Annotated in this window: 18 protein-coding genes and 2 riboswitches; of the genes, 9 read left to right on the top strand and 9 right to left on the bottom strand. The window is 68.4% G+C overall.

All coding sequences use genetic code 11. The features are described from left to right. Positions 1 to 219: 219 nt before the first annotated feature. Positions 220 to 837: a trimeric intracellular cation channel family protein gene (locus C1932_RS17445; RefSeq protein WP_108750299.1), complete on the bottom strand. Its 618-nt coding sequence runs from the start codon at positions 835 to 837 to the stop codon at positions 220 to 222. Between the two features lie 84 nt (positions 838 to 921). Beyond that, a riboswitch (glycine riboswitch) is annotated at positions 922 to 1,025 on the bottom strand. A gap of 13 nt (positions 1,026 to 1,038) precedes the next feature. Further along, positions 1,039 to 1,128: riboswitch (glycine riboswitch) on the bottom strand. A 41-nt stretch (positions 1,129 to 1,169) separates the two neighbouring features. Between C1932_RS17445 and C1932_RS17440 the strand changes: the two genes are divergently transcribed. Together C1932_RS17440 and C1932_RS17435 are read left to right on the top strand one after the other, a co-directional pair. Next, the gene (locus C1932_RS17440; RefSeq protein ID WP_108757804.1) at positions 1,170 to 1,436 is read left to right on the top strand and encodes a GIY-YIG nuclease family protein; all 267 of its coding nucleotides are present in this window, start codon (positions 1,170 to 1,172) and stop codon (positions 1,434 to 1,436) included. Positions 1,437 to 1,507: 71 nt separating this feature from the next. Beyond that, on the top strand, positions 1,508 to 1,957 hold the full coding sequence (locus C1932_RS17435; protein ID WP_108763008.1) for a nuclear transport factor 2 family protein: 450 nt from the start codon (positions 1,508 to 1,510) through the stop codon (positions 1,955 to 1,957). Positions 1,958 to 2,028: 71 nt separating this feature from the next. Here the strand turns inward: C1932_RS17435 and C1932_RS17430 are convergent, their stop codons facing one another. Then, on the bottom strand, positions 2,029 to 3,306 hold the full coding sequence (locus tag C1932_RS17430; protein ID WP_108763007.1) for an NAD(P)/FAD-dependent oxidoreductase: 1,278 nt from the start codon (positions 3,304 to 3,306) through the stop codon (positions 2,029 to 2,031). A 112-nt stretch (positions 3,307 to 3,418) separates the two neighbouring features. Between C1932_RS17430 and C1932_RS17425 the strand changes: the two genes are divergently transcribed. Together C1932_RS17425 and C1932_RS17420 are read left to right on the top strand one after the other, a co-directional pair. Then, complete coding sequence (locus tag C1932_RS17425) at positions 3,419 to 4,198, top strand: NYN domain-containing protein (RefSeq protein WP_108763006.1); 780 nt, start codon at positions 3,419 to 3,421, stop codon at positions 4,196 to 4,198. Positions 4,199 to 4,278: 80 nt separating this feature from the next. After that, a complete protein-coding gene (locus C1932_RS17420; protein WP_108763005.1) occupies positions 4,279 to 4,899 on the top strand; it encodes a glutathione S-transferase in 621 nt (206 codons plus the stop codon). Between the two features lie 200 nt (positions 4,900 to 5,099). Here the strand turns inward: C1932_RS17420 and C1932_RS17415 are convergent, their stop codons facing one another. Further along, the gene (locus C1932_RS17415) at positions 5,100 to 7,277 is read right to left on the bottom strand and encodes a primosomal protein N' (RefSeq protein ID WP_108763004.1); all 2,178 of its coding nucleotides are present in this window, start codon (positions 7,275 to 7,277) and stop codon (positions 5,100 to 5,102) included. Positions 7,278 to 7,690: 413 nt separating this feature from the next. Between C1932_RS17415 and C1932_RS17410 the strand changes: the two genes are divergently transcribed. The 4 genes from C1932_RS17410 (at position 7,691) to sppA (ending at position 13,009) form a co-directional block, all read left to right on the top strand. Continuing rightward, on the top strand, positions 7,691 to 8,692 hold the full coding sequence (locus tag C1932_RS17410) for a hypothetical protein (protein ID WP_108763003.1): 1,002 nt from the start codon (positions 7,691 to 7,693) through the stop codon (positions 8,690 to 8,692). After that, complete coding sequence (locus C1932_RS17405; protein ID WP_108763002.1) at positions 8,685 to 9,248, top strand: DUF3106 domain-containing protein; 564 nt, start codon at positions 8,685 to 8,687, stop codon at positions 9,246 to 9,248. Before C1932_RS17410 ends, C1932_RS17405 begins: the two co-directional genes overlap by 8 nt. 358 nt (positions 9,249 to 9,606) lie before the next feature. Continuing rightward, positions 9,607 to 10,971 (top strand): MATE family efflux transporter, encoded by a 1,365-nt coding sequence (locus tag C1932_RS17400; protein WP_108757286.1) that lies wholly within the window; start codon positions 9,607 to 9,609, stop codon positions 10,969 to 10,971. A gap of 115 nt (positions 10,972 to 11,086) precedes the next feature. Beyond that, positions 11,087 to 13,009, top strand: a complete 1,923-nt coding sequence (sppA, locus tag C1932_RS17395; RefSeq protein ID WP_108763001.1) for a signal peptide peptidase SppA — start codon at positions 11,087 to 11,089, stop codon at positions 13,007 to 13,009. Positions 13,010 to 13,093: 84 nt separating this feature from the next. Here the strand turns inward: sppA and C1932_RS17390 are convergent, their stop codons facing one another. Beyond that, positions 13,094 to 13,300 carry a hypothetical protein gene (locus tag C1932_RS17390; RefSeq protein WP_108763000.1) on the bottom strand — a complete coding sequence of 69 codons (207 nt, stop codon included), beginning with the start codon at positions 13,298 to 13,300 and terminating at the stop codon, positions 13,094 to 13,096. 109 nt (positions 13,301 to 13,409) lie between these two features. Between C1932_RS17390 and C1932_RS17385 the strand changes: the two genes are divergently transcribed. Beyond that, positions 13,410 to 14,186: an SDR family oxidoreductase gene (locus C1932_RS17385; RefSeq protein WP_108762999.1), complete on the top strand. Its 777-nt coding sequence runs from the start codon at positions 13,410 to 13,412 to the stop codon at positions 14,184 to 14,186. 79 nt (positions 14,187 to 14,265) lie between these two features. On the opposite strand, the gene C1932_RS17380 is transcribed toward C1932_RS17385, so the two are convergent. From C1932_RS17380 to C1932_RS17360, 5 genes are all read right to left on the bottom strand, one after another. Then, positions 14,266 to 14,997, bottom strand: coding sequence for a hypothetical protein (locus tag C1932_RS17380; protein ID WP_108762998.1), 732 nt, complete (start codon positions 14,995 to 14,997; stop codon positions 14,266 to 14,268). Positions 14,998 to 15,100: 103 nt separating this feature from the next. After that, positions 15,101 to 15,796 (bottom strand): hypothetical protein, encoded by a 696-nt coding sequence (locus C1932_RS17375; RefSeq protein ID WP_108754288.1) that lies wholly within the window; start codon positions 15,794 to 15,796, stop codon positions 15,101 to 15,103. A 43-nt stretch (positions 15,797 to 15,839) separates the two neighbouring features. Next, positions 15,840 to 16,430 (bottom strand): Sua5/YciO/YrdC/YwlC family protein, encoded by a 591-nt coding sequence (locus tag C1932_RS17370; protein WP_108754287.1) that lies wholly within the window; start codon positions 16,428 to 16,430, stop codon positions 15,840 to 15,842. 71 nt (positions 16,431 to 16,501) lie between these two features. Next, positions 16,502 to 18,967: a DNA topoisomerase I gene (locus tag C1932_RS17365; protein ID WP_108762997.1), complete on the bottom strand. Its 2,466-nt coding sequence runs from the start codon at positions 18,965 to 18,967 to the stop codon at positions 16,502 to 16,504. 215 nt (positions 18,968 to 19,182) lie between these two features. After that, positions 19,183 to 20,112: an RDD family protein gene (locus C1932_RS17360; protein WP_108750314.1), complete on the bottom strand. Its 930-nt coding sequence runs from the start codon at positions 20,110 to 20,112 to the stop codon at positions 19,183 to 19,185. Between the last annotated feature and the right edge of the window lie 23 nt (positions 20,113 to 20,135).

Genomic DNA, 20,135 nt, shown 5'->3' with positions numbered 1-20,135 from the left:
GCGTGCGGATTGCGGTGCTGCCTGGCGAGGCCTGGATGCGTGCGGATTGCGGTGGTGCCTCGCGGGGACCTGGATGCGTGCGATGTGCGGTGTGCGGTGATGCTTGGTGGGGCCTGGATGCGTAGAGTCGAGCTTGCTCGACTGCTTTTGCCGGGAGCAGTCGAGCAAGCTCGACTCTACGAAGCACAGCAGTCGAGCAAGCTCGACTCTACGCACTGCTCAATGCACTTCGTCGTGGTACACGAACTTGGGCATTTCCCAGCGGTAATGGATCGCCAGCAGGCGCAGCGCGAAGCCACCGCCCAGGCAGCACAGGATCGCGGTGGCGTCGGCCACGCCCCAGTGCAGCAACAGCAGATACACCGCGCCGGTCAGCAGCGAGATGATCGCGTACAGCTCCTTCTGGAAGATCAGCGGCACTTCGTTGCAGAGGATGTCGCGCAGCACGCCACCGAAGGCGCCGGTCAGCATGCCGGCAATCAGCACGATCGGCATCGCGTGGCCGGCCTCGCGCGCGATCGAGCAACCAATCAGGGTGAAGGCGATCAGGCCCAGGCCATCAAGCACCAGGAAGGTGCGGCGGAAGTGGTGCATCCAGCGCGCCACCCAGGTGGCGATCAGCGCCGCACACACGGTGAAGGCCAGATACTCCGGATGCTTCACCCAGCCCAGCGGGTAATGCCCCAGCAGGATGTCGCGCAGCGAACCGCCGCCGAGGGCAGTCACACAGGCAATCATGACCACGCCGAACAGATCCATGCGGCGGCGGCCTGCAGACAGGGCGCCGGTCATGGCTTCGGCGGAAATGGCGATCAGGTAGATGATGGACAGCAGCATGGGTCAGGCTCCGGGCGCGGTGGGGCCGGCCATGCGCGTATACCGCCACTGCCTGCGCAATGACGGAATGACGATGACCGGTGCCGCTCCCGCTGTCCTTTTGCCTGAGAGTTCAGCGGGATGAACCGCGTGCCCCTTCGGCGGATCGCGGCGGGCGTGCCCGGCGACCTCTCTCCAGCTCGGCGTGTCGAATGCATGGTTGGTGGGATTCCAGCCCACCGGCCTGAGCGATCATGGGAGCCTGCGCCTTCGGCGGGCGCCAGCGTGGCGCCTCTCTCCTGCATTCGGGCGCCAGTATATCCGCTGCAGTGCAGCACGGCATAATCGGGGGCATGGCCCCGTCCCCCCGCCCGTGGTTCCTGTACCTGCTTGAATGCCGCGACGGCAGTTACTACGCCGGCATCAGCACCGACGTGGCGGCCCGTTTCGCCGCCCACCAGGCCGGCAAGGGCGCACGCTATACCCGGGCGCGACCGCCGCTGCAGATCCTGGCCGTGCGCGAGTACCCCGACCGCGCGGCCGCCTCGCGCGCCGAATGGCAGCTCAAGCAGCAGCCGCGCGAACGCAAGCTGGCCTGGCTGCAGGCCGCGATCCCGTAGATCCACGCCATGCGTGGATGGGGCGTCCCAACCATGCCACCATCGCCACACGCCCAGCGCTGGAGACACCCATGTCCACCGTTGCCCTGTTGTTCGCTGTCGCTGCAGCCACCAGCCCCAGCGCCGACCCCGCCACCCTCGCCACCCTCGCGGCCCTCGCGGCCATCGAAGCGACCTGCCATGACTACGTGGACGGGCAACTGGAGGGCGACCCGCAGCGTGTCGCCCGCGCGCTGCATCCGGACCTGGCCAAGCGCGCCGTGCTGGGCGATACGCCCGACGAACGCCTGGGCCTGCGCCGCATGTCGAAGGAAGAACTGGTTGCGCTGACCCGGCAGGGCGCACTGAAGACGCCGAAGGAGCAGTGGGACCGCCGCTGCACGGTGCTCGATGTGACCGGCAATGCGGCCGCGGTGCGGTTGGAAACGCCGTGGTTCGTCGACTACTTCCACATGGGCCGTTTCGACCAACGCTGGGTCATCGTCAATGCGCTGTGGTACCCCAAGCCGAAGGCAGAGTAGATCCACGCCACGCGCGGATGGGGTCAGAGCCCTTTCCTGCGGAAAGGGATCCGACCCCGTTTTCCTGCACGTTATTTCGGGCGCCGGTCGTCCTGGTCATCACCGAAGATGATGCGCGCGCTGCGCTGGTAGCTCCAGTACGCCACGGCCCAGTTCAACAGCACCACGATGCGGTTGCGGAAGCCGATCAGGAAGAACACGTGCGCGGCCAGCCAGAACCACCAGGCCAGGATGCCCGACAGCTGCAGCTTGCCCAGGTGCACGATCGCGGCCATGCGGCCGATGGTGGCCAGGTTGCCGTAGTCGGCGTACTTGAATGCCCCGGGTTCGGTCTTGCCGTGCAGGCGCGCGCGGATGGTTTCGGCCACGTGCTTGCCCATCTGCTTGGCGGCCGGTGCCACGCCGGGCACGGGGCGGCCATCGGCCTGGCTGACCGCGGCCAGATCGCCGGCCACGAACAGCTCGGGGTGGCCGGGCAGGGTCAGGTCCGATTGCACCTGCACCCGCCCGGCGCGGTCCAGCGGCACGTCCAGGGTCCTTGCCAGTGGTGAGGCGGCCACGCCAGCGGCCCACACCACCGTGCGCGCAGGCACGAACTGGTCGCCCAGCTTGAAGCCCTGGCTGTCGATATCACTGACCGGGGTGCCGGTCAGCACTTCCACGCCCAGCTTTTCCAGCTGCCGGCGTGCCTTCAGCGAAAGCACTTCCGGGAACGAAGACAGCACGCGCGGGCCGGCTTCCACCAGCCGCACCTTGGCGCTGGCCGGGTCGATATGGCGGAACTCGTTGCGCAGGGTGTGGCGGGCGATCTCGGCCAGCGTACCGGCCAATTCCACACCGGTGGGACCACCACCCACCACGGCGAAGCTCAGCCAGGCGGCCTTCTTTTCCGGGTCTGGCTCGGCTTCGGCACGCTCGAACGCCAGCAGCAGCTTGCGGCGCAGGGCGATCGCGTCGTCCAGCGTCTTCAGGCCCGGCGCATCGGCGGCCCACTGGTCATTGCCGAAGTAGGCATGGGTGGCGCCGGTGGCCAGCAGCAGGCTGTCATAGCCCAGCGTGCTGCCATCGGCCAGGGTGATCTGGCGGCCCTGTTTTTCGATGCCCACCACTTCGCCCAGGCGCACTTCCACGTTGCGCTGGTGGCCCAGGATATGCCGCAGCGGCGCGGCGATATCGGGTGCGGACAGGCCCGCAGTGGCGACCTGGTACAGCAGGGGTTGGAACAGGTGGTGGTTGCGGCGGTCGACCAGGGTGATCCTGATCCGTTCGCGCGCCAGGGCACGGGTGGCCCAGAGGCCCGCGAAACCGCCGCCGATGATGACCAGGTGGGGGACTGGTTCGCGGCTCATCGACGTACTCCGGAGGGGGATGGATGTCGCCCGGCATCATCGCACGTCACATGCCTGCGCAACGGGATCGGCGATACTCGGTTCAGGCCGCAGCCCCTTCGCCGAGGAACCCATGTCCGAACCGGAAAAGCGCATTGCCCTGCTGATCGACGCCGACAACGCGCCGGCATCGAAGATCGATGAAGTGCTGGCCGAAGTGGCCCGCCATGGCGTGGCCAACGTGCGCCGCGCCTACGGCAACTGGAAGAGCCCGCGCTTGAAGGGCTGGGAGGCGGTGCTGCACGAGTACGCCATCCGCCCCATCCAGCAGTTCGCCTACAGCAAGGGCAAGAATGCATCGGACATGGCCATGGTGATCGATGCCATGGACCTGCTGTACGCACGCAACCTGGACGGCTTCGCCATCGTGTCCAGCGATGCCGACTTCACGCCCATGGTCATGCGTTTGCTGACCGACGGGGTGAAGGTCTATGGCTTCGGCGAAAAGAAGACGCCCGAGCCCTTCGTCAACGCCTGTTCCAAGTTCACCTATCTGGAAGCCCTGGGCCAGGCCCATGCCAGCGTGCCCGATGCCGACGCGCCCGACGTGGAGCGGGCCGCCAGCGAACAGGCCGCCAGCGATGAAGCCCGCCCGCGCAAGAGCGGCGCGGAAATGCGCAGTGATACCCGCCTGGTGAAGATGCTGCGCCGCGCGGTGTCGTCGGCCGAAGGCGAAGACGGCTGGTCGCACCTGGGGCCGGTGGGCAGCCAGATCGGCAACCAGGCTTCGTTCGACCCGCGCAACTATGGCTACGGAAAGCTCAGCGACCTGCTGGCGGCGATCGGTCTGTTCGAGCTGAAGAAAGACGGAAAATCGTCCTATGTGCGTGCGTTACCGAAGAAGAACCGGTAGCGCAGCAGGGTGCGTTTGATCGGCGTATCGTAGCGGCTCCGCGCCAGCGTGGCGCACCGCTGCAGGCAAGGAACAAACGCATGTTGAAGATCTGGGGCCGCCGCAATTCCAGCAACGTCCGCAAGGTGCTGTGGTGTGCCGAGGAAATCGGGCTGCCGTATGAATCCATCGAAGTGGGCGGCAGCCACGGCGGCACGCAGTCGGCCGAATACCTGGCAATGAACCCCAACAGCCTGGTGCCGGTGATCGAAGACCACGGCCTGCCGCTGTGGGAATCGAACACCATCGTGCGTTACCTGAGCGCGCGCTACGCGCTGGGCACGCTGTATGCCGAAGATGCGATGGAACGGGCCCAGGCCGAGAAGTGGATGGACTGGAGCACCTCGCGCATGGCGCCGCTGTACTCCGAACTGATCTGGGGCATCATGCGCACCGCCCCGGCCGACCGCGACGAAGCGCGCATCAACGCGGCCATCGTGCGTGCTGGCGAATACCTGGCCCTGGCCGATGCCACCCTGGCCAAGCAGCCGTGGCTGTCCGGCGACCGCTTCGCGATGGGCGACATCCCGTTGGGATCGCTGGTCTACGCCTGGTACGAACTGCCGATCCAGCGCCCGGACCTGCCGCACGTGGCGCAGTGGTACGCGCGGCTGCGCGAGCGCCCGGCGTACCAGCGCGGCGTGATGTCGCCGCTGACGTAAGCGCGTTGCCTGGGGTCGGATCCCACCCGACGGGTGGGCTCTGATCCCCGCTGCGTGGGGGGTAGAGTCGAGCTTGCTCGACTGCGGTGCCGCGTACAGTCGAGCAAGCTCGACTCTACCAACGGCGGTAAGCGCGCGTTGGTTGCGGGCGGCCACCACGGTAGCGCCGGGCCATGCCCGGCGGAGGCACCCCGCAACCCTCAATAAAGATCCGTCGGGTCCACATCCAGCGACCAGCGCACCTTGCGTGCTTCCGGCAGCGCGTACAGCTGCGGCACCAGCTGCGCCAGCACCCCATGCAGGGGCGGCCGCTGTGGCGCCGACAGCAGCAACTGCGTGCGCTGGTAACCGGCACGGCGCGGCATCGGCGCCGGCATCGGCCCATAGGCCTCCACCACGTTCTGTTCGCCCAGCAGGTGCCGCGCCGCCAGCAGGAAGGCGTTGGCATGCTCGACCTGCTGCGCCTCGGCACGCATCAGTGCTAGGTGCGCGAAAGGCGGGAAGCCGGCGGCCTGGCGCTGGTTCAGTTCGGCCTGCGCGAAGGGGTGGTAGCCACCGTTCACCAGGGTTTCCAGCAGCGGGTGGCCCGGGTGATGGGTCTGCAGCCAGACCTCGCCGGGATCGCGCGCGCGGCCGGCGCGCCCGGCCACCTGGATCAACTGCTGGGCCAGCTTCTCGCTGGCGCGGAAATCGGCAGAGAACAGCCCTTCGTCGATGCCCACCACCACCACCAGGGTCAGCTTGGGCAGGTCGTGGCCCTTGGCCAGGATCTGCGTGCCGACCAGGATGCCGGGCTGGTCCCCCAGTTTCGCCAGCTGTTGTTCCAGCGCATCGCGGCGTGCGGTGGTGCCGCGGTCGATGCGCACCACGGGGTAGTCGGCGAAGGCGCTGACCAGATGTTCTTCCAGCCGCTCGGTACCAATACCCTGCGGCTGCAGGGCCAGGCTGGCACAGGCCGGGCAGGCCAGCGGCGCCGGCTGGCGTGCGCCGCAGTGGTGGCACTGCAGGCGGCGCCCGCCGCCATGCACGGTCATCGGCGCATCGCAGCGTTGGCACGGTGCGGTCCAGCCGCAGTCGTGGCACAGCAGCACCGGCGCGTAGCCGCGGCGGTTCTTGAACACCAGCACCTGCTGGCCGCGCTGCAGGTGTTCGCCGATGCCGGCCAGCACTTCGTCGCTCAAGCCATCGCGCAGCGGCCGCTTGCGCACATCCAGGATGCGCACGCGCGGTGGCCGTGCATCGCCGGCACGCTGCTTCAGGCGCAGGTGCGCGTAGCGGCCGGCGTAGGTGTTGTGCAGGGTTTCCAGTGACGGTGTGGCGCTGCCCAGAAGCACGGGAATGCCCAAGGCCTTGGCCCGCACCAGGGCGAAGTCGCGCGCGTGGTAGCGGATGCCGTCCTGCTGCTTGTAGCTGCCGTCGTGTTCCTCGTCCACGATCAACAGACCGGCCTGCGGCAGCGGCGTGAACACGGCCGAACGGGTGCCGACGATCACCCGTGCTTCGCCGCGCGATGCTGCCGCCCACACGCGTGCGCGCTCGTTGTCGTTCAGCCCCGAATGCAGCGCATGCACCGGAATGCCCAGGCGCCCGCGGAAGCGCGCCAGGGTCTGCGGGGTCAGGCCGATTTCCGGCACCAGCACCAGCGCCTGTCGGCCCTGCGCCAGGCAATGGATGATGGCCTGCAGGTAGACCTCGGTCTTGCCGCTGCCGGTCACCCCATCCAGCAGGAACGGTTGGAAGCCATCGGCTGCGGTGATCGCAGCCACGGCCTCGGCCTGGTCGGGGTTCAATGTCGGGCCGGGCAACGGGTGCGCGTGGCGCGGGGCCACGGCCAGCGCCACCCGCTCGGCCAGGCCGCGCTTGGCCAGGCTGCGGGCCGCCGTGCGCCAATCGGGCATGCGGGCGCCCAGCACGTCTTCGTCCACCACGGCCTCGGCCAGGTGTTCGGCCAGCTGCCGCGGCCGGCTGCCGGCGCGAAGTTTGTCGCGCTGGGTGCGGCCGTCGTCGGTCAGCTGCCAGCCCCAGTGATGGGTGTCGGGCAGTGGCTCGCCGTGCCGCAGCGGGCCGGGCAGGGCGGTGCTGACCACTTCGCCCAAGGGCGCGTGGGTGTAGCGGGCCAGCCATTGCAGGCTGTGCCACAGCTCGCCCTGCAGCAGTGGCTGCGGGTCCACCCAGGCCAGGGCCTGGCGCAGCCCCTGCGTGTCCTCTGTCTGGCCCAGGCCAGCCACCATGCCCACCAGTTCACGGTTGCCGAAGGGCACCTTCAACCGGCAGCCCAGCGCATCGGCCGGCGCCTGGCCGTCAGGGGCCAGGTAGTCGAACAGGCGGGGCAGGGGAACGGGTAGCGCGACCTGCAGGGTCGGAATCAGTGCGGGCATGGACGCAGTTTAACGGCCCATGCGCGCCCGCATGGCAGGTTGCGGCCCGGCCGCGACGCGTCGTGGCATTCATAAATGTCACCTAAATACAGGCGGCTATTAGAGATTCAGTCTTATCCACATCTTCTGTGGATAAGTTTGTGCGTTACCCGTCGGCGATGACCCGGGAAGCCGATGGCAACGGCCTCACGGTTGCGTTGGTCAAAAAATAGCCACATAAAAAAGTTCTTGAATATCAACAACATCGATGTGAAACATTGCTGAAACACGCTGAATTCACGCCTCCATGCCGGTCGTCCCAAGTCAGGTCTTGATGCTGTGCACAACCTGCAGCACGAAGTGCCCACGGGCGCAAGCCCTGCCGGCGGCCAAGGGCCTGCCGCTATCATGCCGACAGACCTTTGGAGTAACCGATGACGGCTGTGCCCGCCCCTGTTTCCTCGACCGCGGCCGGCGCGCTGTCGGCGTTCCTGCGTGGCGTCGAGCGCCGCGCGCTGGTGGTTGCCGAGCTGCAGTGCGGCGACCCCGCCCGTGCCGAGCAGACCCTGGTGGCGGTGATGCGTGCCTTCGCCGCGGTGGCAAGCGACCTGCCCATGGCGCAGTGGCCCACCCGCTTCTGGACCCTGCTGGGCCAGCGCCAGGCCCTGCGTGAGCCGTCCGCCGGGCAGTGGCCGCCGTCGCTGGCCGCGCTGGGCGACATGGCCCCCGTGCCGCGCCTGGCCCTGCTGCTGCGGGTGGGCGGCAGCCTGGACGAAGGCATTGCCACGCGGGTGCTGGACACCGACGAGAACGGCTACCAGCAGCTGCTGGCCGCGGCCTGTCCGCGCGATGCCAGCGGCCAGCCCGATGCCGCCGCCTGGCGCGGTCTGGCCGAGCAGGTGCAGCTGCGCATCCGCGACCTGCCGGCCAAGCGCCTGCAGCAGTTGCAGCAGCCGGCCGCACCGGGCAGCAGCACGCAGCCCCCCACCCCCGGCTGGCGCGCGCCCGAACGCGACGACCGCACGCCGGCGGCCGGCAAGCGCCGCCGCCCGAATGCGCGCCCGCGCTGGCGCGGCCCGCTGATCCTGCTGGTCACCGTTGCCGTGCTGTTGGCGGCCGCGCTGGGCTGGAGGCACTGGCAGGGCCTGCGCACGGCCAGCGATGCCCCGCTGCCGGAAGGCGTGGTGGGCGAGGCGGGCCCGGTGACGGTGGAATTGCTGCCGCCGACCGACGTGCAGGCATCGGCCGCGGTCGACAGCCACGCCGCCGAAGATGCCGCGATGCTGGCCGACCGTGACTACCCGCTGGTGGCCGACGCCGATCTGTATGCCTGGAGTGCCGCCGGTGGTCCGCTGCCGGTGGATGAATCCGAACCCAAACCGACCCACCCCGAACCGGTGGGTGCCGCGCTGGAAACCTCTGCTGCCGATGAATAAGTTCCTGCTGGCCGGCCTGCTGCTGGCCCTGCCGCTGTGCGCCGCCGCCGCGCCGAATGCCCTGGACCTGCCGCCACCCACCGCGGTGCCGGCCAGCGCGGTTGATGCCGCGTCGCCGGCCGGCTTCGCCCATCTGGATGTGGCCGCCCAGCGCCAACGGCGGGCCGATTACGCGGCCTGGCGCGCGCTGCCGGAAGGCGAGCGTGAGCGCATCCGCGTGGCCGCCTCGCGCTTTGCCGCCTTGCCGGCCGCCCAGCAACAGCAGTTGCGCGAACAGTTCCAGGCGCAGGACCAGGCCTTCCGCGAGGGCTGGCGGCTGGGCCCGCAGCTCGGCCAGCAGTTCCCCAAGCTGCACGGCCTGTTCGGCTTCGTGCCGCCGGAACAGCGCGAAGCTGCATTGGCCGTGCTGCGCCAGCTCAGCCCTGCACAATTGTCACAATTGACCTTGGTGGCGCAGCGCACGCCGCCGCAGGAACGCGATGCGGTGCGCAGCGCGTTCCTGGCCCTGCCGGCGGCCGAGCGTGACAGCTGGCTGAAGCGCCAGGCCGGGCAGTAGCGTCGGGGAATTCGCCTCGGAATTGGCGGGGATCTGATGGGGAATGGGAGGGGTAGAGTCGACCGTTGGTCGACTACCGCGCGCAGCGCGGGGGTTTTTGCGCGGCCCGAATGAAGAGCGGTCGACCAAGGTCGACTCTACGGGCGCGCAGCGCGGGGGTTCCGGCGAAGCGCAGTCGACTGACAGTCGACTCTACCCCGTCGCCCGCACCCATCGCCCCCGCCAAGTCGCCCGCACCCATTCGCCCGCACCCAGCCGACGTTCGCGCCCATGCCGTGCCGTTTGGCCGTAAGATGGCGGCCCGCAACCCGGTGCCTGTGCCCTTCGCGCGCAACCGTAGTTGGCGTTCTGTACTTCCATGTCTACCGCAACCTCCACGCCGCGCTTCAGCAAGGAAGTCGGCGCGACCGGTCTGCTTGCCCTGCCGTTGGTGCTGGGCCATGTCTCCACCGGCCTGATCTCCTTCGTCGACAACGTCATTGCCGGCCACCACGCCACCGCCACGCTGGCGGCGGTCACCATCGGCACCGCGCTGCTGTGGCTGCCGATGCTGATTCCGATCGGCACCCTGATCTCGCTCACCGCCTCGGTGTCGCAGCTGCATGGCGCCGGCCGCGAGCGCGAGATCGGCCCGCTGTTCCGCCAGGCCCTGTGGCTGGCGCTGGGCCTGGGGCTGATCATGTTCGCCTTCCTGACGCTGGTGCCGCCGCTGCTGCCGGCCTTCGGCATCGCGCCGGACATCGTGCCGGGGGCCACTGCCTTCCTGCATGCGGTGCGCTGGGGCGGGCCGGCGCTCACCCTGTATTTCTGCATGCGCTATCTCAGCGAGGGCATGCACTGGACCCTGCCGACCATGCTGCTTGGCTTCGGTGGCCTGCTGGTGCTCGCACCGATGGGCTACGTGCTGGCCAACGGCAAGCTGGGCTTTCCGGAAATGGGCGCCGAAGGGCTGGGCATCGCCTCGGCGGTGATGATGTGGCTGCAGGCCATCGCCTTCGCCACCTACCTGTGGTTCACCAAGCGCTTTGCCCACCTGCAGCTGTTCTCGCACTTCGAAGGCCCGCGCCCGGCGGCGATCTGGGACCTGCTGCGCACCGGCCTGCCGATCGGCATCACCGTGCTGATGGAAGGCGGTCTGTTCATCGTCACCGCCCTGCTGATCGGTCGCCTGGGCGCCAACGAGGCGGCCGCGCACCAGATCGCGATCAACGTGGCGCAGCTGTGCTTCATGATCCCGATGGGCGTGGCCGAAGCGACCACCGTGCGTGTGGGCCATGCGGTCGGCCGTGGCGATGGCTTCGGCGTGCGCCGCGCGGCCTGGGCCGGCTACGCCATCATCATGGGCACCCAGACCCTGTCGGCGGCGGTGCTGCTGTTCGGCCACGATGCCATCGTCGGGGTCTACACCAACGATCTGGCCGTGGCGGGGCTGGCGTCCACCCTGCTGCTGTACGCGGCTACCTTCCAGTTCCCCGATGGCATCCAGGTGCTGTCGGCCGGTGCCCTGCGTGGCCTGAAGGACACCCGCGTGCCGATGTTCATCGCCATGTTCGCGTACTGGGGCCTGGGCATGCCGCTCGGCGCCGGGCTCGGCCTGGGCCTGGGCATGGGCCCGCAGGGCATGTGGATCGGCCTGATCGTCGGCCTGACCGCCGCGGCCATCCTGATGGGCTGGCGGCTGCGCCGCAGCAGCCTGCGCATTGGCCAGTCGGCGCTGGAATGATCCCCGCGCCCGTCACCGCAGACCGTGACGGGCGATCCCCTGACTTGTGTCCGATGCCGCCTCACACGGCACCGGCTATGCTGTTACCACGGCAAGAAGCCATCCGGAGCGCTCCATGAACCAAACCGTGCCCCCGCTGCCCCCGGCACGTCGCAACCCCGTCGCCAGTTTCTTCATCGGGCTGTGGGACGTGATGAATTTCACCCGCCGGCTGATCCTGAACCTGGTGTTCTTCGGCCTGTTGCTGCTGTTCGTGGTGATGTTCATCGTCGCCGCCGGCATGGGCGCCGGTGCCAGCAAATCGCTGCAGGACCGCACCACCCTGGTGATCGCGCCGGAAGGCCGGCTGGTCGAGCAGTTCAGCGCCGATCCGGTCAGCCGCGCGCTGGCCAAGGCCGTGGGCGACAACAGTGCCGAGGAAGTGCAGCTGCGCGACCTGGTCCGGGCTATTGAAGCGGCCAAGGATGACAAGAAGATCGAACGCGTGGTGCTGGAACTGGACAAGCTGCAGCCGTCCGGTTTCGCCTCGCTGCGTGAAGTGGCCGCCGCGCTGCAGGACCTGCGCGCGTCGGGCAAGCAGGTGGTGGCCTTCAGCCAGAGCATGGGGCAGTCGCAGTACCTGCTGGCCGCGCAGGCCGACGAGGTCTACCTGGACCCGATGGGCTCGGTCGTGCTGGAAGGCCTGGGCCGCTACCGCCAGTATTTCCGCACGGGCCTGCAGGACAAGCTGGGCGTGGACGTGCACCTGTTCAAGGTGGGCGAATACAAGTCGGCCGCCGAACCCTACGTGCTGGATGCCGCATCGCCGGCGTCCAAGGAAGCCGATCTGTTCTGGATGAACGATGTCTGGCAGCGCTACCTGGGCGACATCGCCAAGGCACGCCGCCTGGACCCGGCGCAGCTGGCGGCCGGCATCGATACCCTGCCGGAAGGCGTGGCCGCCGCCGGTGGCGACCTGGCCAAGTTCGCCCTGCAGCAGAAGCTGGTGACCGCGCTGAAGACCCGCGAGGAATTCGAGGATCTGATGATCGACCGCGGCGTGGCCGATGAAGATGCCGACGGTGGCTTCCGCAGCATCGACTTCGGCGGTTACCTGACCCAGCTCGATGCGCGCCGCAACCCGGTGGACAGCCGTCCGCAGGTGGCCGTGGTGGTGGCCTCGGGCGAGATCAGCGGCGGCGACCTGCCGGCCGGCCGCATCGGTGGCGAATCGACCTCGGCGCTGCTGCGCGCCGCGCGCGACGACGAACACGTGAAGGCCGTGGTGCTGCGCGTGGATTCGCCCGGCGGTGAAGTGTTCGCCTCCGAGCAGATCCGCCGCGAAGTGGTGGCCCTGCAGGCCGCCGGCAAGCCGGTGGTGGTGTCGATGGGCGACCTGGCCGCGTCGGGTGGTTACTGGATCAGCATGAATGCCGACCGCATCTATGCCGACCCGTCCACCATCACCGGGTCGATCGGCATCTTCGGCATGATTCCGAACTTCAGCCGCGCGCTGGACAAGATCGGCGTGCACACCGATGGCGTGGGCACTACCCGTTTCGCCGGCGCGTTCGATGTCACCCGCGAAATGGACCCGGCCGTGGGCCAGGTCATCCAGTCGGTCATCAACAAGGGCTATGCCGATTTCACCGGCCGTGTGGCCGAAGCGCGCAAGAAGCCGGTGGAAGCCATCGATGAAGTGGCCCGTGGCCGCGTGTGGAGCGGTGCCCAGGCCAAGGAGCGCGGTCTGGTCGATGCGTTCGGTGGCCTGAAGGATGCGGTGGCCGATGCCGCCGGCCGCGCCAAGCTTGGCAACGCCGACAAGTACCGCGTGCGCTACATCGAAAAGGCCGCCACGCCGTTCGCGCAGTTTGTCAGCGGTTTCGCTGGCAGCCGCGCCGGCGCCTGGATGCTGTCCGATTCGGGCATGGCCCGCATGATGCTGGCACGCACGATGCCGGAAGTGGACACGCAGCTGCGCTTCGTTGAAAACGCCGCCCGCGAGAAGGGCAACGGCGCCCCGGTGAAGGCGCTGGCGTACTGCTTCTGCGGTTTCTAAGCAGACCGGGGTCAGAGCCCTTTGCGCAGCAAAGGGCTCTGACCCCACCCATTACCCGCAGCAAAGGGCTCTGGCCCCACGCCATCACTGCGTCGCGTCAGCCTCGGCCTGGCGCTCGCGTTCGGCACCCTCGTCCACCGTCTGCTGCACGCCCTTGGCGCGGTCCAGCGGCTGGTTGATCGCCTTGGCCAGCGCCTGCGGCTCCGGCGGCTTTTCAGGGTTGGGTGGGGCAGGGCGCTGGCAACCGGCCAGCAGCGCAGCCGACAGGCACAGTGGAATCAGCAGACGCATCGCGGCTCTCCAGGGTAGGCGATGGCGCAGTGTCGCACCGTCGGCAGGCTCGTGCTGTGACGCGTATCCTTTGCGCATCGAAATACAGCGGCTGCGGCCCGGAGGACACATGACCCAGCAACGATGGCGCCTGGACGGGCAGACCGCGCTCATCACCGGCGCCAGCGCCGGTATCGGCCTGGCCATCGCTCATGAACTGGCCGGCTTCGGCGCTGACCTGATGATCGTGGGCCGCGACATCGACATGCTGGAAACCGCCCGCGACGAACTGCTGGATGTGCACCCGCAGATGCAGGTGCATGCGCTGGCGGCCGATGTGTCCGATGACGAAGACCGCCGGCAGATCCTGGACTGGGTGGAAGACCACAGCGATGGCCTGCACATCCTGGTGAACAACGCCGGCGGCAACATCACCAAGGCGGCCACCGAGTATTCCGAAGACGAGTGGCGCGGCATCTTCGAAACCAACCTGTTTTCCGCCTTCGAAATCTCGCGCTATGCGCACCCGCTGCTGGCGCGGCATGCGGCATCGTCCATCGTCAACGTGGGCAGTGTTTCCGGCCTGACCCATGTGCGCAGCGGTGTTGTGTATGGCATGACCAAGGCGGCCATGCACCAGATGACCCGCAACCTGGCGGTGGAATGGGCCGAAGACGGTATCCGGGTGAACGCGGTGGCGCCGTGGTACATCCGCACGCGCCGCACGTCCGGGCCGCTGTCCGACCCCGATTACTACGAAGAAGTGATCGCACGCACGCCCATGGGCCGCATCGGCGAACCGGAGGAAGTGGCCGCCGCGGTGGGCTTCCTGTGCCTGCCGGCATCGAGCTATGTCACCGGCGAATGCATCGCCGTGGACGGCGGCTTCCTGCGCTACGGGTTCTGATGGATTCGCCGGGGTCGGATCCCTTTCCAACGGAAAGGGCTCTGACCCCCGGTAGCGCCGGGCCATGCCCGGCGGATGTTCAGTCCGGCACGGCGCAATCACTGGCCGCCAGCACGGCCTGCAGCCGCTCGCGTTCGCCCCGTGCGGCATCGCGGTTGTCCGGCGTGGCGAAGCGCTCGCGACCGCGTGCGTTGCGAAAGCGCTGCTGCCAACTGCCGCAGCGCTGCGCTTCACTGACTTCGCTGCAGCGGTCGGTCACCACTTCACAGCTGGCCGCATTGGCCGGGGTGACCCCGCCCAGCCCCTGCACCTGCAGCAGTTCGCAACGGCCCGGTGCGGCCTCGTACTCGTGCAGGTAACCGCCGCCCTGGGCATCGGTGCACTGGAAGATGGGCGGCAGCGGCGGCTTGGGCGGCGCATTGCCGTCGGCCTGCGCCTGCGCGTCTGCCCGGGGCAGCTGCGCGCTGTCCAGGATCAGGTTGTCATCGGGACGCTCGACCATGCGCGCTTCGCTGATGATGCGTTCTTCGCCGGCCTGTGCCGGTTCCGCCGCGGGTGTGGCTGTTGGGGCAGGCTCGGCCGCGAGCGGTGCGCTGGGCAGCGTCGGCGAGGGTGGTGGCGCGGCTTGCGGTGTGGGCGCCGCAGGCGTGGACCCGGGAAGGCGCACGATTTCCTGCCGCAGGCCCTCCGCGCAGGGCACGCGCTGCACGGTCGGAACGTCGCTGCTGCCGGTGCAGCGATAGATCACCTGTGCCTCGGCCGCGGCTGCGGTGGGCAGCAGGCACAGGGCCAGCCAGAACAGTTTCTTCATGCGAGCAGCGTACAGCGACTGCCCACCAAGGTGGGCAGCTACCAGAGCAGGGCCCTGGTAGTGGCCAACCTTGGTTGGCCGTAGAGTACCGGCGCGGGGCCTTTCAGCCGCCGCAGTCGCGGCCCAGCCGCGCGTCAATGCCGCGCTGTTCGGTGGTGATGGCCGTGCGTTCGCTCTGCAGCGCGCTGTTGTAGCGGCGGTCCAGCTCCCAGCGCCGATCGCGCAGGCGCGAACAGACTTCCTGCGCTGGCAACGGCGTGCAGGTATCGCGCACCAGCACGTTGCCGGCCGGCAGGCTGAAGCCGACCGGTGGCGGGCGCCGGTCGGGTACGGTGCCGCCAATCGGTGGGCCGATGCTGTTGCCGGCGGCCGGGCGCGGGCCGGGGTGCGGGCTGTAGCCCGGGCCGGGCCGGCCGCGGGGATACCAGACGTTGCCCCACACCGTCACCCAGCGTGGGTTCCCCTCGTTGCTGTCGCTGGTATAGCGGCTGCCATCCTCGGCCACGCATTCGTACATCGGCTGCGGCGGCTGCACGTACACATGGCGCACTTCGCGCTCACGCAGGGCGGGGGTATCGGTGCGCTCCAGCGGCGCGGCGTCGGTGCTGACCACGCGGGCGGGCGGGTCCTTGGGGCGCTGCATGTCGCGCACTTCCTGGCGGCCGCTGCTGCACGGCTTGTCCTGCAGGGCGACAGCACCGTTACTGCCCACGCAGCGATAGATGCGCACGTCGTCGGCTGCCAGCGCGCTCAGCGGCAGCAGCAGGGCCAGGCACAGGGTGGATCGCAGCAGGTGCATGTGCGCAGCCTGCGCCAAGCCGGGCGCCGCTGCAATCATCGGCTCAGGACCGCAGCACGTTGCCACTGAGTGCGTCCCGGATCGGGGTGGGCTGGGCCAGCCCGCCAGTCTCGCCGTCCAGCACGCCGTCCAGCAGGCGCAGCAGGCGCGGGTCCAGCTCCTGGCGGGTACGCGCGGGCGGTTCGCCGGCCAGGTTGGCGCTGGTGGACACCAGCGGGCCACCCCAGGCCTGGCACAGCGCGGCCACCAGCGGGTGCGCACTGATGCGCACGGCAATGCCACTGTGTTCACCGGTGATCCACGGCTGGGCACGCGCCCCGGCCGGCAGGATCCACGTGTTGGCGCCGGGCCAGCTGGCCAGCACTGCGCGCTGCCGTGCGTCGGGCAGGGCGTCCAGCCGCACCCAGCCCTGCAGCTGGGCCAGGTCGGCGGCGACCAGGATCATGCCTTTCTCGATCGGGCGCTGCTTCAGGCGCAGCACCATATGCACCGCCGCCTCGTGCGCGGGGTCGCAGCCCAGCCCCCAGACCGCTTCGGTGGGGTAGGCAATCACGCCGCCGGCACGCAGGGTGGCGACAGCGGAGTCCAGGGTGAGTTCTTTCATGGCGGCAACCGGGCCGGCGTGGGGGTTCATTATCCCCCCGCTGCGTGCAGATGGGGTGGAACCGGCCACCCCTCTGCACATCATCCACGCATGGCGTGGATCTACTTCTTCACTGCTTTCTTGGTGGCCTTCTTGGCCGCCTTCTTGGCCGGGGCCTTCTTCGCCGGGGCCTTCTTGGCAGCGGCCTTCTTCGGTGCGGCTTCCTTCTTCACCACCGCCTTCTTGGCCGGGGCTTTTTTCGCCGCCGCCTTCTTGGCGCCGAAGCCCTTGCGCACCGGCTTGCCGGTTTCTTCCATCAGCTGCTGTACTTCGGCCAGGGTCAGCGATGCCGGCTCGCGATCCTTGGGGATCTTGCCGTTCATCTTGCCGTCGCTGATGTACGGGCCGAAGCGGCCGTTCAGCACCTGGATGTCGCTGCCCTCGAATTCCTTGATGATCCGGTTGCGCGCGATCTCTTCCTTCTCTTCCACCAGGAACACGGCGCGGGCCAGGTCGATGGTGTACGGGTCGTCTTCCTTCTTCAGCGAGGCATAGGTGCTGCCGCGCTTGGCGAACGGCCCGAAGCGGCCGATGCCGACGCTGACCGGTTCGCCCTTGTCCTCACCCAGCGCGCGCGGCATCAGGAACAGTTCCAGCGCATCTTCCAGGGAAATGGTGTGCATCGACTGGCCGGGGCGCAGCGAGGCGAACTTGGGCTTCTCCTCGGCGTCCTCGGCGGTGCTGCCGATGGCTGCGTACGGCCCGAAACGGCCCAGGCGCACGCTCACCGGCTTGCCGGTCTTGGGGTCGGTGCCGAGCTCGCGCGCGCCACTGGCCTCGGCGCGATCGACCGATTCCTTCTTGTCTTCCACCAGTTCCTTGAACGGCTCCCAGAAGCGGGCCATCAGCGGAATCCACTCTTCCTCGCCGCGCGAGACGGCGTCGAGCTCGTCCTCAAGCTTGGCGGTGAAGTCGTAGTCCACGTACTGGGTGAAGTGGCTGGACAGGAACTTGGACACCGCACGGCCGACGTCGGACGGGCGGAAGCTGCGGCCTTCCATTTCCACATACTTGCGGAACAGCAGGGTCTGGATGATCGAGGCGTAGGTGGAGGGACGGCCGATGCCGTACTCTTCCAGCGCCTTCACCAGCGCCGCTTCGGTGTAGCGCGGCGGCGGCTGGGTGAAATGCTGTTCGGCCAGGATGCGTTCCAGCGGGATGCGGTCGCCGGGCTTCATCGCCGGCAGCTTGCGGCCTTCGTCCTCGTCCTCGGCGCTCTTGTTGTCCTTGCCTTCCTCGTACACGGCCAGGAAGCCGGGCACCACCACGGTGGTGCCGCTGGCGCGGAACACGTGCTCGCTGCCGGCGGACAGGTCCACGCTGACGGTGTTGAGCGTGGCCGGAATCATCTGGCAGGCCACCGCACGCTTCCAGATCAGCTCGTAGAGCTTGCGCTCGTCGTCGGTCAGGAAGCGCGACACCTGGGCCGGCGTGCGCAGGGCCGAGGTCGGGCGCACCGCTTCGTGCGCTTCCTGGGCGTTCTTCGACTTGGTCTGGTAGGTGTTGGGCTGGTCGGGCAGCGAGGCGATGCCGTAATCACGGGCGATCACGTCGCGGATCTCGGCCAGCGCATCCTGCGACAGGTTCACCGAGTCGGTACGCATGTAGGAAATCAGGCCGACGGTGCCTTCCTCGCCGATGGCCACGCCTTCATACAGCTTCTGCGCCACCTGCATGGTCTTGCGGGTGGTGAAGCCGAGCTTGCGCGAGGCTTCCTGCTGCAGGGTGGAAGTGGTGAACGGCGGCGCCGGGCGTCGCTTGCGCTCCTTGCTGGCCACGTCGGTCACGTGCAGCGAACCCTGCGCGGCCTGCTGGATGCGCAGGCGCGCGGCCTCGGCGGTGTCGCCGTCGGTCACGGTGAACTGTTCGAACTTCTGCCCGTCCAGCTTGATCAGCTTGGCGTTGAAGTGCTGCGACGGGTGCGCGCACTCGGCGCCGATGGACCAGTACTCGCGGGCGATGAAGGCTTCGATCTCTTCCTCGCGCTCGACGATCATGCGCAGCGCCGGGCTCTGCACGCGGCCGGCGGACAGGCCACGCTGCACCTTGCGCCACAGCACCGGCGACAGGTTGAAACCGACCAGGTAATCCAGCGCACGGCGCGCCTGCTGCGCATCCACCAGGTCGCTGGCGATGGCACGCGGCTGGTTGATCGCTTCCTTGATGGCGCGCGGGGTGATCTCGGTGAACACCACGCGCTGCATCGGCTTGTCCTTGACCAGCCCGCGTTCCTTCAGGATCTCGGCAATATGCCAGCTGATCGCCTCACCTTCGCGATCCGGGTCGGTCGCCAGCAGGATGTCATCGGCGCCCTTGGCAGCCTTGGCGATGGCATCGACGTGCTTTTCGTTCTTGTCGATCACGTCGTAGTGCATGGCGAACCCGTTGTCCGGGTCGACCGCGCCTTCCTTCGGAATCAGGTCGCGCACATGCCCATACGAGGCCAGGACGGTGTAATCCTTGCCGAGGTATTTGTTGATCGTCTTGGCCTTGGCCGGCGATTCGACGATGAGCAGGTGCTTGGGCATGTCGGGATAGGTCTGTGGGCGGACCGGGGGAAGGGGCCGCTAGGGTGGAGCAAACGACCGCATTAGTGAAGCGGCCACGGGAAATTCCATAAACTGAACGCCCGGTAGTGTGCCGGGCGTTCAGGTTTCCTTATTAGAGGAATCATGTCCGGGCGGCCGGTGTCAAGCAGCACGGCGTGATGACCGCCGCCTGCAGGCCGCCCGGGCAGGGCCGGTCAGCCGGCCATCTTGGCGATCATGCCGATGGCGAAGATCATCACCGCAAAGCCGGCCAGCATCAGCAGGCCGCCGATCACCAGCACCACCACGGTCACCGTGCCCAGCTCGTGGCGCTGCAGGTGCGGCTGGTCGCTGAAGGCCCAGCGGTCCACCACCACGGTGTCGCAGATCAGGTCGTGCAGGGCCTGCTTGCGGTCGGTGAAGGCGGCCATCAGGTAGCCGATCATCAGGGTCAGGCTGCTGAGGATGGTGGCGAAGTAGCGGCCGATACTGCGGCCCAGGGTCAGGCGTTCGCCATTGCCGCGCACCACCTTGATGCCGATGGCCATCTTGCCCAGGGTGGCGCCGCCGCGCGAAGCGTGGAACCAGCCGTAGTAGGCCAGGGAAATGACCAGGCCGGCCAGGCCGCTGACCAGCTGCGCGGTCACTTCGGCCGCCGTGCCGCCGCTGCCGGCCGCGCCCATGCCGGCGCCGATGCCCACGCCCAGGATCGCGCCGACGATCCAGCTGGGGATCAGCAGCACGAAGTAGTCGATCAGGTAGGCGGCAAAGCGCTTCCAGAAGCCGGCATAGACGATTTCGCCGCCCTGTACGGGCTGGCTGTAGTCGCCACCGCCCGCGCCGGGGGCGGCATAGGGCGAGCTGCTGAGCACGCCGGTGCCGGGCAGCGGCGCGGTGCCGTTGTCGATGGCCGCGTAGTCGCTACGCAGGTCGAAACCGCCACTGGCGGTGGCCGTACTGGCGTCTGCCAGGGTCTGCAGGCCCAGCTCGTCCACCACCTGGCGCAGGGCGGCCCATTGGCCCATGCCCTCGCGCCAGACCAGGGTGTCCAGGGTCAGCTGGCCGCGCTGGAAGCGCTGGCGGATCTCGGCTACCGGCAGCGGCCCCTGCCGCTGCTGTCCTTCTGCGTAGTACCACTCGGTCATTGCATGTCCCCTGTTGGGTCGTC

Source organism: Stenotrophomonas sp. YAU14D1_LEIMI4_1, assembly GCF_003086815.1.
GTDB lineage: Bacteria > Pseudomonadota > Gammaproteobacteria > Xanthomonadales > Xanthomonadaceae > Stenotrophomonas.
The sequence above is the reverse complement of the archived record's forward strand: the minus strand, read 5'-3'. Positions and strand labels throughout refer to the sequence as shown.

Coding starts and splice junctions, on each gene's coding strand:
- C1932_RS17400 (WP_108757286.1), top strand. CDS start 9,607: ATGTCTACCGCAACCTCCACGCCGCGCTTCAGCAAGGAAGTCGGCGCG.
- C1932_RS17440 (WP_108757804.1), top strand. CDS start 1,170: ATGGCCCCGTCCCCCCGCCCGTGGTTCCTGTACCTGCTTGAATGCCGC.
- C1932_RS17365 (WP_108762997.1), bottom strand. CDS start 18,967: ATGCCCAAGCACCTGCTCATCGTCGAATCGCCGGCCAAGGCCAAGACG.
- C1932_RS17415 (WP_108763004.1), bottom strand. CDS start 7,277: ATGCCCGCACTGATTCCGACCCTGCAGGTCGCGCTACCCGTTCCCCTG.
- C1932_RS17425 (WP_108763006.1), top strand. CDS start 3,419: ATGTCCGAACCGGAAAAGCGCATTGCCCTGCTGATCGACGCCGACAAC.
- sppA (WP_108763001.1), top strand. CDS start 11,087: ATGAACCAAACCGTGCCCCCGCTGCCCCCGGCACGTCGCAACCCCGTC.
- C1932_RS17375 (WP_108754288.1), bottom strand. CDS start 15,796: ATGCACCTGCTGCGATCCACCCTGTGCCTGGCCCTGCTGCTGCCGCTG.
- C1932_RS17430 (WP_108763007.1), bottom strand. CDS start 3,306: ATGAGCCGCGAACCAGTCCCCCACCTGGTCATCATCGGCGGCGGTTTC.
- C1932_RS17435 (WP_108763008.1), top strand. CDS start 1,508: ATGTCCACCGTTGCCCTGTTGTTCGCTGTCGCTGCAGCCACCAGCCCC.
- C1932_RS17390 (WP_108763000.1), bottom strand. CDS start 13,300: ATGCGTCTGCTGATTCCACTGTGCCTGTCGGCTGCGCTGCTGGCCGGT.
- C1932_RS17420 (WP_108763005.1), top strand. CDS start 4,279: ATGTTGAAGATCTGGGGCCGCCGCAATTCCAGCAACGTCCGCAAGGTG.
- C1932_RS17380 (WP_108762998.1), bottom strand. CDS start 14,997: ATGAAGAAACTGTTCTGGCTGGCCCTGTGCCTGCTGCCCACCGCAGCC.
- C1932_RS17445 (WP_108750299.1), bottom strand. CDS start 837: ATGCTGCTGTCCATCATCTACCTGATCGCCATTTCCGCCGAAGCCATG.
- C1932_RS17410 (WP_108763003.1), top strand. CDS start 7,691: ATGACGGCTGTGCCCGCCCCTGTTTCCTCGACCGCGGCCGGCGCGCTG.
- C1932_RS17385 (WP_108762999.1), top strand. CDS start 13,410: ATGACCCAGCAACGATGGCGCCTGGACGGGCAGACCGCGCTCATCACC.
- C1932_RS17370 (WP_108754287.1), bottom strand. CDS start 16,430: ATGAACCCCCACGCCGGCCCGGTTGCCGCCATGAAAGAACTCACCCTG.
- C1932_RS17360 (WP_108750314.1), bottom strand. CDS start 20,112: ATGACCGAGTGGTACTACGCAGAAGGACAGCAGCGGCAGGGGCCGCTG.
- C1932_RS17405 (WP_108763002.1), top strand. CDS start 8,685: ATGAATAAGTTCCTGCTGGCCGGCCTGCTGCTGGCCCTGCCGCTGTGC.